The sequence below is a fragment of the Pseudomonas frederiksbergensis genome (assembly GCF_900105495.1).
Classification (GTDB): domain Bacteria; phylum Pseudomonadota; class Gammaproteobacteria; order Pseudomonadales; family Pseudomonadaceae; genus Aquipseudomonas; species Aquipseudomonas frederiksbergensis.
In genome coordinates this window covers 4,546,123-4,558,289 of record NZ_FNTF01000002.1, presented here as the reverse complement: position 1 = coordinate 4,558,289, position 12,167 = coordinate 4,546,123, and the positions used below count along the sequence as shown (strand labels likewise).

The 12,167-nt window shown below is 58.6% G+C and carries 11 protein-coding genes; 2 read left to right on the top strand and 9 right to left on the bottom strand.

Annotation, left to right across the window (positions count from 1 at the left end; all coding sequences use genetic code 11):
- Window positions 1–12: 12 nt before the first annotated feature.
- The gene (locus BLW70_RS21320) at window positions 13–1,311 is read right to left on the bottom strand and encodes an MFS transporter (RefSeq protein WP_074877319.1); all 1,299 of its coding nucleotides are present in this window, start codon (window positions 1,309–1,311) and stop codon (window positions 13–15) included.
- A gap of 100 nt (window positions 1,312–1,411) precedes the next feature.
- Window positions 1,412–2,161: an SDR family NAD(P)-dependent oxidoreductase gene (locus tag BLW70_RS21315; protein ID WP_074877317.1), complete on the bottom strand. Its 750-nt coding sequence runs from the start codon at window positions 2,159–2,161 to the stop codon at window positions 1,412–1,414.
- Between the two features lie 198 nt (window positions 2,162–2,359).
- Here BLW70_RS21315 and BLW70_RS21310 point away from each other — a divergent pair, with 198 nt between their 5' ends.
- Window positions 2,360–3,274 (top strand): LysR substrate-binding domain-containing protein, encoded by a 915-nt coding sequence (locus tag BLW70_RS21310; protein ID WP_074877315.1) that lies wholly within the window; start codon window positions 2,360–2,362, stop codon window positions 3,272–3,274.
- 194 nt (window positions 3,275–3,468) lie between these two features.
- Here BLW70_RS21310 and BLW70_RS21305 read toward each other — a convergent pair whose 3' ends face one another.
- Entirely contained in the window at window positions 3,469–4,512 is a 1,044-nt protein-coding gene (locus BLW70_RS21305) for an LLM class flavin-dependent oxidoreductase (protein WP_074877313.1), read from the bottom strand.
- Between the two features lie 36 nt (window positions 4,513–4,548).
- On the bottom strand, window positions 4,549–5,034 hold the full coding sequence (locus tag BLW70_RS21300) for a flavin reductase family protein (protein WP_074877311.1): 486 nt from the start codon (window positions 5,032–5,034) through the stop codon (window positions 4,549–4,551).
- 324 nt (window positions 5,035–5,358) lie between these two features.
- Here BLW70_RS21300 and BLW70_RS21295 point away from each other — a divergent pair, with 324 nt between their 5' ends.
- Window positions 5,359–6,765, top strand: coding sequence for a purine-cytosine permease family protein (locus BLW70_RS21295; protein WP_074877310.1), 1,407 nt, complete (start codon window positions 5,359–5,361; stop codon window positions 6,763–6,765).
- Between the two features lie 2 nt (window positions 6,766–6,767).
- Here BLW70_RS21295 and BLW70_RS21290 read toward each other — a convergent pair whose 3' ends face one another.
- From BLW70_RS21290 to BLW70_RS21270, 5 genes are all read right to left on the bottom strand, one after another.
- On the bottom strand, window positions 6,768–7,739 hold the full coding sequence (locus tag BLW70_RS21290; protein ID WP_074877307.1) for a TerC family protein: 972 nt from the start codon (window positions 7,737–7,739) through the stop codon (window positions 6,768–6,770).
- A gap of 241 nt (window positions 7,740–7,980) precedes the next feature.
- Window positions 7,981–9,135, bottom strand: coding sequence for an ABC transporter ATP-binding protein (locus BLW70_RS21285; protein ID WP_074877305.1), 1,155 nt, complete (start codon window positions 9,133–9,135; stop codon window positions 7,981–7,983).
- Between the two features lie 17 nt (window positions 9,136–9,152).
- Window positions 9,153–9,962, bottom strand: coding sequence for an ABC transporter permease (locus BLW70_RS21280; protein ID WP_074877303.1), 810 nt, complete (start codon window positions 9,960–9,962; stop codon window positions 9,153–9,155).
- Between the two features lie 6 nt (window positions 9,963–9,968).
- Entirely contained in the window at window positions 9,969–10,913 is a 945-nt protein-coding gene (locus tag BLW70_RS21275) for an ABC transporter permease (RefSeq protein ID WP_074877302.1), read from the bottom strand.
- Complete coding sequence (locus BLW70_RS21270) at window positions 10,910–11,935, bottom strand: ABC transporter substrate-binding protein (RefSeq protein WP_074877300.1); 1,026 nt, start codon at window positions 11,933–11,935, stop codon at window positions 10,910–10,912. Before BLW70_RS21270 ends, BLW70_RS21275 begins: the two co-directional genes overlap by 4 nt.
- Between the last annotated feature and the right edge of the window lie 232 nt (window positions 11,936–12,167).

The following is a 12,167-nucleotide window of genomic DNA, read 5'->3' as shown; positions in this document are numbered from 1 at the left end:
AAACTCCGTAAATCAACGATTGACCAAGGCGGCGGGAATGCGCAGCACCAGGGTGGCTCCGGCGAGCAGTACGCCAGTGATCAGATACATGCCGATAGCGCTGGAACCGGTCAGTGTGGTTATCCAGCCAATCAGGTAGGGCGAGCAGAAGCCGGCGAGGTTGGCGAAGCTGTTGACCGCCGCAATGCCGGCGGCAGCGGATACCCCACCGAGCAGCGTGGTGGGCAGCATCCAGAACATCGACGTCGCGGACAGGATTCCTGAAGCGGCCAGGCAAAGACTCAGGATGGAGAGCATCACATTGCCCCCCATCATGGCCGCGAGGCTCAGGCCGATGGCCCCGGCAATCATCGGAACAATCAGGTGCCAGCGGCGCTCGCGGTGTTTGTCGCCACTGCGTCCGGCATACAGCATGGCGGCAATCGCACAGAGGTAGGGCAGGCTGGTCAGCAGGCCGATTTTCATCGGGTCGGACACCCCTGCGTTGCGCACCAAGGTAGGTAGCCAAAAGGTGATTGCGTACTGACCCATCACGACACAGAAGTAGATGGCGGCCAGTAACCAGAGTCGACGGTCGCGGATGAATTCGCCAATAGAGGCATGCGTTACTTTCTTCTGGTCATCCTCGGCCAGCTCGCGGGTGATCAACGCTTTTTCGTCGTCGTTGAGCCAGCTGGCTTGATGCACGCCATCCTTGAGATAGCTCAACACCAGCAGTCCAACCACAACGGTGGGCACAGCCTCCAGCACGAACATCCACTGCCACCCGGCCCAGCCGTGTACACCGGCGAAGTGAGTCATGATCCAACCAGAGATCGGGCCGCCCACCATCCCCGACAACGGAATCGCGATGAACCACAGTACAGTCATGCGGGCACGACGGTAAGACGGGAACCAATAGGTCAGGTACAACAGCAGACCCGGTGCCAGGCCGGCTTCGGCAATCCCGAGCAGAAAGCGCAACACATAGAATTGCCACGCGGTTTCGACGAAGGCGAACAGGGCGGAGACGATGCCCCAGGTGATCATGATGCGCGCGATCCAGACTCGCGCCCCGACCTTATGCAGGATGATGTTGCTGGGGACTTCGCAGAGAAAGTAGCCGATGAAGAACATGCCCGCGCCCAGCCCGTAGACCGTTTCGCTGAGCGCCAGGTCGTTCATCATTTGCAGTTTGGCAAAGCCGACGTTAACGCGATCGAGATAGGCACACAGGTAGCACAGCATCAGGAACGGCATCAGGCGCCACGCGGTTTTACGGTAGGCGTTGGAGCGCACGGTCGAAACCGCTTCGAGCGACAGGGTAGTCATGATGGTCTGATCTCTTGTTTTTATTGACCGCCAGGCAATCAAGGCTGGCTGTGTCATCGATCCAGAACCGCACGGGCCTTGCAGGCCCGCCCAGGTGTACTCAGTGAATCAGCATGCCGCCGTTCACATCCAGAGTGATGCCGGTCAGGTATGAGGATAGGTCGCTGGCCAGGAATAGCGCCGCATTGGCCACATCCTGTGCTTCGCCGAGACGACCCAGCGGGATGCCGTCGATGATCGCGTGGCGGCGTTCATCCTGCATCAGGCCGCCGGTGATGTCGGTGTGAATCAGGCCGGGGGCGATGGAGTTGACGCGCACCTTGTCCGGCCCCAGTTCCCGAGCCATGGCCTTGGCCAGGCCCAGCACACCGGCCTTGGCGGCGCTGTAATGAGGGCCACCGAAAATGCCGCCGCCGCGTTGAGCGGAAACCGACGACATGCACACGATGCTGCCGCCGGACTGCTGGCGCATGAGCGGAATCACCGCCTGGGACATGAGCAAGGTTCCGCGCAGGCTGACGTCCAACACCTTGTCGTAATCCGAAGGGCGAATGTCCAGAGTCTTGAGGGGTTGGGTGATGCCGGCGTTATTGACGAGGATGTCGATGCGACCGAAGTGCTCGATGATTTTCGCGACAGCCTGCTGCACTTGGGATTCGTCTGCGACGTTGGCGGCGAGGCCGAGATGACCTTCACCCAGGGAGGCGGCGGCATCCCGTGCGGCGGATTCGTCCAGATCGAGGATCACCACACGTGCGCCTTGTTGCGCGAAGGTGGTCGCTGTAGCGCGGCCGATACCACGTGCGGAAGCTGCACCGGTGATGATCGCGACTTTGCCTTGAAGAAGCATGGAAGAGTACCTCTGATTGTTTTTATTGGGTCGATCCTCGAAGAACCGATGACTCAGCTTGTTCTCCACGCTGACCCTGAGCAATAACGCGAATGTCACTCGATGCTGAAAAAAATTCAGCACTCGCCAACCAACTCTTCCAATGTTTGAATAGCTGAACGCCCGGCACAAGCCACCTGCAGCGGAATAGCAATAATCATGAGTTCACCTGGCGATGCACCTCCGATCCTTCCACCACTGAAAGCCATTCAGGCCTTTGAACAGACGGCACGCTTTGGCAACGTTGCCCGCGCCGCCGAACTGCTCGACCTGACGCCCTCGGCAGTCAGTCATCAGTTGGCCAAACTCGAGGCAATGATCGGGCGGCAGTTGTTTATCAGAACGGCCAGGGGAGTGACATTGACCCCGGTCGGCGAGCAATATCTCACTGAGGTTTCCGGCATTCTGCACAGTCTGGCGGTGGCCACCGAACGGGCCACCAGCGATGTCAGCCTCGATTGCCTGCGACTGCACTCGTCACCCAGTTTCGGCCTGTTGTGGCTGATGCCGCGCCTGGAGCAATTTCGCCAGAGCCATCCCGATATCCAGCTCAACCTCTCGTGCTCCTACGAGTCGCTGCACTTCAGTCGCGACAAGATCGATGTGGACATTCGCCACGGCATGCCCAACTGGCCCAGCTACGAAGTACGGACGATCCGCAATGAAAAGATTGCCGTGCTGGCGTCCCCGAAACTCTTGGAAAAACGCCCCATCCTGGCGGTCGCGGATTTACTGGACTGCAATCTGATCCTGTCGGAGGCCACGCTGATAAAGTGGCCGCAGCTGTTTGCCCAACATGGGCTGTCTCGTCCGGAAAAACCCTACACGCTTAGCTTTGACCGCTCCTACATGACGCTGGAGGCAGCCAGCCACGGTCTTGGATTTGCCTTGGAAAGCACGCTGCTGGCGCAGGACTATCTAGCGTGTGGAACGTTAGTCGAGGTAGCGCAAGAGTTGAGCGCCCCAATCACTGCACACCACTTGGTTTTCCCCAGAGCCCATGCAAATTTCCCTCGGGTGAGAAGATTTCTGGAGTGGATGCAGAATGAGTTAGGACATGACTTCAATTACTGATGCCATTTCAACGCAGGCCGATTGCTGCCTTCGTTTCCAGCCCATCACAAAATAGAAAACGTGTTCCAGCGGATACCACCGGCCGAACACTATTAGCGTGTCTACAACCATTAAGATCTGGTGCGGACAACAAAACGCCGGCATGAGCCGGCGTTTTGCTTACTGGGTTTTATCGCAAAGCCTGACGGGCGAACTTAGCGAAACGCCGGTACCACCTGCTTGATGAACAGCTCCAGGGATTTTTTCTTCTCGGAGTGAGGCAAGCTGTTATCGCACCAGAAGCTGAACTCATCGACGCCCAGTTCCTGGTAGTACTTGATGCGCGGGATGATTTCCTCTGCCGTGCCGATCATGGCGGTCTTGTGCAGGCTTTCGAGTTCGAACTCCGGGCGAGCAGCGAATTTCTCTTCCGGGCTCGGCGCCAGGAAGCCGTTGACCGGCACTTCCTTGTTGCCGAACCAGGCATCGAAGGTGCGGTAGAACTTCGAGATCGCCTTGGCACCGACTTTCCAGCCTTCCGGGTCATCGGCCGCATGCACGTGGGTGTGACGCAGCACCATCAATTGCGGACGCGGTACGTCCGGGTTGTTGTCGAGGGCGGCCTGGAACTTGTTCTTCAGGTCGAGGACTTCTTCGTCGCCCTTCATCAGTGGCGTGACCATCACGTTGCAGCCGTTGGCCACGGCGAAGTTGTGCGAGTCCGGGTCGCGGGCGGCGATCCACATCGGCGGGTTGGGCTTCTGGATCGGTTTGGGCACGCTGGTGGAGGTAGGGAACTTCCAGATATCACCGTCGTGGGCATAGTCGCCTTGCCACAGGGCGCGCACTACCGGAACCATTTCCCGCAGGGCTTGACCGCCTGAGGAAGCGGGCATGCCGCCGGCCATACGGTCGAATTCCACTTGGTAGGCGCCACGGGCCAGGCCGACTTCCATGCGACCGTTACTGATCACGTCCAGCAACGCGCACTCGCCAGCTACCCGCAACGGATGCCAGAACGGCGCGATGATGGTGCCGGCGCCAAGGTGAATGGTGGTGGTCTTGGCGGCCAGATAGGCCAGCAATGGCATCGGGCTTGGCGAGATGGTGTATTCCATGGCGTGGTGTTCGCCGATCCAGACGGTGCTGAAACCACCGGCTTCGGCCATCAGGGTCAGTTCGGTCAGGTCTTCGAACAACTGGCGGTGGCTGACACTTTCGTCCCAACGTTCCATGTGCACGAACAGGGAAAACTTCATGACGCTTACCTCGGATCTTTGTTATTGACTGTCGGTTCAGGCGAGGACGGGCAGGGCGCCCATTTTGCCGTGGCAGTACACCAGCGGACCGGCGGTGTGCTGCGGCACTATCAGGTTCTTCACGGCGCCAACCATGATCGCGTGGTCGCCACCTTCATATTCACGCCATAGCTCACATTCGATGACGGCCGTGGCATTGGCCAGAATCGGATTGCCCAGCTCGCTCAACGTCCATTCGATTCCTTGAGCTTTGTCTTTGCCTTTACGGGCGAAGGCATAGGCTTCGCTTTGCTGGCCGCCAGAAAGCACGTGAATGGCAAAGCGTTTGTTCTTGATCAGTACCGGATAGGAATCGGAGCTGTAGTTGGGGCAGAACAGCACCAGGGCCGGGTCCATGGACAGCGAGCTGAACGCGCTGGCGGTGAGGCCGACAATTTGACCCTCATCATCCAGCGTGGTGATCACCGTCACCCCGGACGGGAACGAGCCCATGACTTGTTTGTAGATGGCGGCATCGATCATTGGAGGGTCCTCGGGCGCTGCGGCATGGTTTTTATGAATTTATAGGTCTGATGGTATACCGTAATACATAGTTTGCAAGGGCTTTTTATCTTTGCCGATAAACGCGTCCTGCGGCGATAAGGCTTAATGTTTACGGGGCTTTTAACGCAAGGTTGAGAGCCGGAAGCCCTTGGAAAAGCGGATCAGTTTGCCTTTCAAGCAACGGATCAGTCTTGTGAAAATGTTGGAATACCATAATATGGTGCGCTTCTGAGGGGTTACCAAAGAGCGCCCCCGGTTTGGCTTCATACAAATATAAGATCAGACAAACTCGAGTTCATGCACATGTCCCAGATGTCCCGGCAAGACCCGTTGATCGAGAATCACACGGTCGATTACGTCCCTCTCGCGGAACGCCATGGGAAGGCCCGCGATCTGTTCACTCTATGGTTCAGCACCAATATTGCGCCGTTGCCGATCGTCACCGGCGCGATGGTGGTTCAGGTATTTCACCTTGACCTGTTCTGGGGGCTGCTGGCGATTGTCCTCGGGCATATGGTCGGCGGTTTGGTGATTGCCCTCGCATCGGCCCAGGGGCCGCGCATGGGAATTCCGCAAATGGTGCAGAGCCGTGGTCAGTTCGGCCGTTATGGTGCGCTGCTGATCGTGTTCTTCGCTGCGCTGATCTACATCGGTTTTTTCATCTCCAACATCGTGCTGGCCGGCAAATCGATTGTCGGCATCGTGCCTTCGGTTCCGGTGCCGGCGAGCATCATCATCGGCGCCCTCAGTGCTACCGCGATCGGAGTGATCGGTTACCGCTTCATTCATACCCTCAATCGCATCGGCACCTGGGTCATGGGCAGCGCCTTGCTCGCCGGTTTTTTTTACATCTTCGCCCATGAATTGCCGGCGGACTTTTACAGTCGCGGCGGTTTTAACCTGTCGGGCTGGCTGGCCACGGTGTCGCTGGGGGTCATCTGGCAGATCAGTTTCTCGCCATATGTCTCGGATTACTCCCGTTACCTGCCGGCGGATATCGGCATTGCCAAGCCGTTCTGGGCCACTTATCTGGGCGCGACCCTGGGCACCATTCTGTCGTTCACCTTCGGTGCGGTGGCGGTACTGGCGACGCCGGAAGGCACTGAAGCGATGGATGCAGTGAAACAGTCCACCGGTTGGCTGGGGCCGATTCTGATGGTGCTGTTTTTGCTCAATATCATCAGCCACAACGCCTTGAATCTGTATGGCGCGGTGCTGTCGATTATTACCTCGATCCAAACCTTCGCCAGCCAATGGACGCCGAGCATCAAGCTGCGGGTGGTGTTGTCCAGCGTGGTGTTGGTGGGCTGCTGCCTGGTGGCGTTGGGGGCTTCGGCGGATTTCATCACGCAGTTCATCGGCTTGATCCTGGCGCTGTTGCTGGTACTGGTGCCATGGGCTTCGATCAACCTGATCGACTTTTATGTGATCAAGCGCGGCAGCTACGACATCGCATCGATCTTTCGGGCGGATGGCGGGATTTATGGGCGTTTCAATCCGCATGCAATCGTTGCGTACTTCATCGGCATCCTTGTGCAGTTGCCGTTTGCCAATACTTCGTTGTATGTCGGGCCCTACGCCAACCTGGTCGAGGGTGCGGATCTTTCGTGGCTGGTGGGGCTGGTGGTGACGTGTCCGTTGTATTACTGCCTGGCTACACGCGGGCAAACCCGGCAGAGCAGAGCTGCGCGGTGGGGATACACGGACTGACCCTACAGGGATCGCATTCGATCTTCCTTGGGGGGCAAGATAAGGCTCAACAGCACCGAAGTCAGAATGATCCCGCCGACAATCGCCAGCGACCATTCAACTGGCAGGTGAAACCACGGCATCAGCGTCATCTTGGTGCCGATGAACACCAGTACGATCGCCAAACCATATTTGAGCAAGTGAAAGCGGTCAGCCATGTCGGCCAGCAGGAAGTACAGCGCCCGCAAGCCCATGATTGCGAAGATGTTCGATGTGAACACAATGAACGGATCGGTGGTGATAGCGAAGATCGCCGGGATGCTGTCGATCGCGAACATCAGGTCGCTGGCTTCGATCAGCACAAGTACCAGAAACAATGGCGTCGCCCAGAGTCGACCGTCTTGCACCACAAAAAAACGTTCGCCATGAAACTCACCAGTGACACGCAGATGGCCGCGTATCCAGCGCAATATAGGGTTTTTTTCGAGATCAGGCCGCTGATGCGCGAATGCCAGCATCTTGATCCCGGTGATGATCAATAACACACCGAACACATACAGCAACCACGCGAACTGCGACACCAGCCACACGCCGGCGAAAATCATCGCCCCCCGCATCACGATTGCCCCGAGCACACCGTACAGCAACATCCGGCGCTGCAACTCCGGCGGCGCGGCGAAGTAGCCGGAAATCATCACGAAGACGAACATGTTGTCGATCGACAGCGACTGTTCGATCAGGTAACCGGTGAGGAACTCCAGCATTTTGCGCTGGGCGATTTCGGGACCGAGCTCATCATTCAAGTACCAGCGCAGCAATCCTGCAAAGACCAGCGCCAGCGCGCACCAGGCAATTACCCAGCATGTCGCCTCGCGCGACGATACCCGATGCGCCTTGCGCCCGCCGAAGACAAACAGATCCAAAGCCAGCATGGCGACGACGAAGACGATGAAGGCGACCCACATCCAGGGTTCGCCGATGCTTATGGGCTGCATGTCGCTCTCCTTGGCTGGACGTATTCTGGAGCCGACAGGGCCATGCTAGCGAGAGGATGAGGGTTTAGAAAAATCGATTATTCCTTATCAATGATTCGTTATTTACGAAGTGTCGCCGGGGAATTTTAGGTGAGCTTCCTTTGATCCAAAATGCTCGGCAAAAAAAAGGTCACCACAGCCCGACGCTGTGGTGACCCGAGGGTGATACGCGAATCCGGACCCACCGGGGTGGGCTTTTGCATTAATGCGCGCCAGCGGCCTTGTTCAGATCGCTTTCCGCCCATTCGGTGTACACGCACGCATCCGCCGTCGCCCAGCGCACTCGCACCGGGTCGCCAGCCTTGAGCGGCATACCGGCGGCAGAGAGGGCCTTGACGGTCATCGATGTGCCGCCCGAGGTCACCACACTGCAAGTCTGGCTTTCGCCAAGAAACAGCACTTCAACGACCGTGGCCGACACTTCATTCCAGCCCGCCGCCAAAGGTTCCAGGGCGGCTTGCTCGACGCTCAAGGCCAACGCTTTCTCCGGCCGCACCATCAGCAAAACATCCTGATCGGTCTGCAACCCTGCGGTCAGGCGAATCGACAGAGGCTGACCTTCAAACGAAGCCACCGCATTACCCTGAGCCTTGAGTTTGAGGAAGTTGGAGTTGCCCAGAAACGAAGCAACGAAAGCATTCGGCGGATTCTGATAAAGGTCAAAACCACTGCCCAATCCAACGATCTTGCCGTGGCTGAAAATCGCGATGCGCTGAGACAGACGCATGGCTTCTTCCTGGTCGTGGGTCACGTAGATGATGGTGATGCCCAGACGCCGATGCAGCTGGCGCAGTTCATCTTGCAAGTCTTCGCGCAGCTTTTTGTCCAAGGCACCGAGGGGTTCGTCCATCAACAGAATGCGTGGCTCATAAACCAGCGCCCGAGCGATCGCCACCCGTTGCTGCTGACCACCGGAAAGTTGTGAAGGGCGGCGATGCGCAAATTGCTCAAGCTGTACCAGTTTGAGCATGGCGTCGACCCGGCGCTCACGCTCGCTGGCGGCCAGTTTGCGGATGGCCAGGGGGAACGCGATGTTCTCGCGCACCGACAAATGTGGGAACAGCGAATAACGCTGGAACACCATGCCGATGTCGCGCTTGTGCGGCGGTACGTTGACCAGTGATTGGCCATTGACCTGGATCTCGCCGCTGCTCGGGGTTTCGAAGCCGGCGAGCATCGACAGGGTAGTGCTTTTGCCAGAGCCGCTGGAGCCGAGGAAGGTCAGGAATTCACCGTCCTTGATGTCCAGCGAGATGTCGTCCACGGCAGCGAAGTCGCCGTAGTACTTGTTCAGGTTGCGCAGGCTGACCAGCGGTTTGTCGTTCTGCTGCGCGGAATCTTTGATGACGGCACTCATGTCGTACTCCTGTGCGCTCAGGCGCTGATTTGATTGCGCCGGCGAACGGCGGCGGCGATGACCATGACCAATACCGAGAGGCCGATCAGCAGCGTCGAGGCGACGGCGATCACGGGCGTCAGGTCCTGGCGCAAGGTGGTCCACATTTTCACGGGAAGGGTTTGCAGGGTCGGGCTGGCCATCATCACGCTCAGTACCACTTCATCCCACGACACCAGGAACGCGAACAGCGCACCGGCGACCATGCCCGGGCGAATCGCCGGGAAGGTCACCTTGAACACCGCTTGCAGTCGCGAAGCGCCGCAGATCACCGCGGCATCCTCGATCGACTGATCGAACAGCTTCAGCGAGTTGATGATCGAGATGATGGTGAACGGCAGCGCCACGATGACGTGGCTGACCACGAAAGCGAACATCGTCCCGGTGTAGCCGAGTTTGAGAAACAGCGCGTACACCGCCACGGCGATGATCACCAGCGGCACGATCATCGGCAGGGTGAACAGACCGTAGAGCATTTCCCGTCCCGGAAAGCGCCCGCGCACCAAGGCAAAAGCAGTTGGCAAACCCAGGGCGACAGCGCAGATCGTGGTCAGCACCGCTACCTTGAGGCTGGCCATGGCGGCGTTCATCCAATCGGGATTGGAGAAGAACTGGCCGTACCATTTCAGCGTCCAGCCCGGCGGTGGAAACACCAGCCACTGGGAGGAGCCGAAGGACAGCAGCACGATGAACACGATCGGCAGCAGCAGGAACAGCGCGATCAAACCGGTCGTGAAATACAGGCCGAAACGCATGCGCCGGCTCATGGCATTGGGGGTCAGGAGCATGACGGTTTACCTCGCGTTGCTGGCACCAACCGGGGATTCCGGCTGGAGCTTCAGGTAGAAGTAGAACAACACCAGCGTGATCACGATCAGCAAGGCTGCGCCGGCGCTGGCCAGTCCCCAATTGAGGAACGACTGCACCTGCTGAATGATGAATTCGGGCAGCATCATGTTCTGCGCGCCGCCCAGCAGCGCCGGGGTCACGTAGTAACCGAGGGACATCACGAACACCATCAAGCCACCGGAGAACAGCCCCGGCCGGCACAGCGGCAGGAACACCCGGAAGAAGTTGGTCCAGGGGCTGGCGCCGCAAATCGAACCGGCCTGCAGAATCATCGGGTCGATGGCCTGCATGGTTGCCTGCAACGGCAGCACGATGAACGGGATCATGATGTAACTCATGCCGATCACCACGCCGGTCAGGTTGTGCACCATTTCCAGTGGTTGATCGATGATGCCCATGGCCATCAGCGCTTTGTTGATTACACCGGACGCCTGCAACAGCACCAGCCAGGAGTAGGTCCGCGCCAGCAGGCTGGTCCACATCGACAGCAGCACAATATTGAGGACCCACCGGCCCCAGCCACGAGGCACCAGCGTGATTGCCCACGCCAGCGGAAAGCCCAGCAGCAGACTGAACAGCGTCACCAACCCGGCCACCGAGAAGGTGTTGAGCAAGACCCGCGCGTAAGCCGAGTTGGCGAACAGTTGTTCGTAGTTACCCAGGCCCGGAACCGGCTCCAGTACGCCCCGCAGCAGCAGACCAATCAGCGGCGCCAGAAAGAACAGGCCGAGAAACAGCAGGGCGGGGATCAGGTTGCTTGAACCGCGCCAGCGCTGTGCCAGGGAAGGGGATTGGTTCATCACAGCCGCCTTGCCGGTAACCGACCCGGTAGCGCCAGCGGCGCTCCCGGTCGGAGTAGGTTGACGGGACGCTGTTGCCGTCATTTTCATTTGACCAGCCATTCGTTCCACCGTGTCGCGATGGCCGGACCGTTTTTGGCCCAGTACGCGAAATCAAGAGTGATTTGATCCTTTGCGTAGGCAGTCGGCAGGTTGGGGGCGAGCACCTTATCCAGGCGCGCTACGCTGTCGACGTTGACCGGCGCATAGGCGGTCAGGTTGGAGAAGTCAGCTTGTCCTTTGGCGCTGCTGGCATGGGCCAAAAACTTCATGGCTGCGGCCTTGTTTTTCGAGCCTTTTGGGATGACCAGAATGTCGGCCATGACCAGGTTCTGTTTCCAGCTCACGCCCACCGGCGCGCCATCCTGTTGCAGGGCGTAGATGCGGCCGTTCCAGAACTGCCCCAGGCTCGCTTCACCCGAGGCCAGCAACTGCTGGGACTGCGCGCCGCCGCCCCACCAGACGATGTCTTTCTTGATGGTGTCGAGTTTCTTGAAGGCGCGATCCAGATCCAGCGGATACAGCTTGTCGGCGGCAACGCCGTCGGCCAGCAAAGCCAGTTCGAGTACGCCGGGGCTTGGCCATTTGTAGAGGGCGCGTTTGCCGGGATAGGTCTTGGTGTCGAACAGCGCGGACCAATCCTGAGGTTTGCCGGCACCGAGCTTGCCTTCGTTGTAACCGAGGACGAAGGAGAAGTAGAACGAGCCGACGCCATGGTCAGAGACGAAACGCGGGTCGATTTTGTCGCGCTGGATCACCGAAAAATCGAGGGGTTCGAGCAAGCCTTCAGCCGCCGCGCGCAGGGCGAAATCAGCTTCGACGTCGACCACGTCCCATTGCACGTTGCCGCTTTCGACCATGGCTTTGAGTTTGCCGTAGTCGGTAGGACCATCCTGGACCACGGTGATGCCGCTGGCCTTGCTGAACGGATCGGCCCAGGCCTGCTTCTGTGCATCCTGGGTGCTGCCGCCCCAGCTGACGAAGTTGACGCTTTCAGCCGCCATCAGCGCCTGACTGGTCATGCTCAACAAACCCGCAAAAAGCATTGCGGTTACACCTTTGTTCAACACCATTTTTACGCCCTCATTTGTTGTGTTTGTGAGCGGGCTGTTGATGCCCGCCTATCGGGAGCAGTAGGTCCATCTGGTCGATTATGATCGTCCGGTCTATGGAATATCATATTATGGTATTCCAAACTTTGTGCAAGCACTTTGCCTTACCGGCTATCAGCCAAAAGCGGTTTTTTGTGGTGGAGGGGCTTGCCCTGTGGCGAGGGACCTTGCTCCCGCTGGGCTGCGAAGCGGC

Coding starts and splice junctions, on each gene's coding strand:
- BLW70_RS21320 (WP_074877319.1), bottom strand. CDS start 1,311: ATGACTACCCTGTCGCTCGAAGCGGTTTCGACCGTGCGCTCCAACGCC.
- BLW70_RS21315 (WP_074877317.1), bottom strand. CDS start 2,161: ATGCTTCTTCAAGGCAAAGTCGCGATCATCACCGGTGCAGCTTCCGCA.
- BLW70_RS21310 (WP_074877315.1), top strand. CDS start 2,360: ATGAGTTCACCTGGCGATGCACCTCCGATCCTTCCACCACTGAAAGCC.
- BLW70_RS21305 (WP_074877313.1), bottom strand. CDS start 4,512: ATGAAGTTTTCCCTGTTCGTGCACATGGAACGTTGGGACGAAAGTGTC.
- BLW70_RS21300 (WP_074877311.1), bottom strand. CDS start 5,034: ATGATCGATGCCGCCATCTACAAACAAGTCATGGGCTCGTTCCCGTCC.
- BLW70_RS21295 (WP_074877310.1), top strand. CDS start 5,359: ATGTCCCAGATGTCCCGGCAAGACCCGTTGATCGAGAATCACACGGTC.
- BLW70_RS21290 (WP_074877307.1), bottom strand. CDS start 7,739: ATGCAGCCCATAAGCATCGGCGAACCCTGGATGTGGGTCGCCTTCATC.
- BLW70_RS21285 (WP_074877305.1), bottom strand. CDS start 9,135: ATGAGTGCCGTCATCAAAGATTCCGCGCAGCAGAACGACAAACCGCTG.
- BLW70_RS21280 (WP_074877303.1), bottom strand. CDS start 9,962: ATGCTCCTGACCCCCAATGCCATGAGCCGGCGCATGCGTTTCGGCCTG.
- BLW70_RS21275 (WP_074877302.1), bottom strand. CDS start 10,913: ATGAAAATGACGGCAACAGCGTCCCGTCAACCTACTCCGACCGGGAGC.
- BLW70_RS21270 (WP_074877300.1), bottom strand. CDS start 11,935: ATGGTGTTGAACAAAGGTGTAACCGCAATGCTTTTTGCGGGTTTGTTG.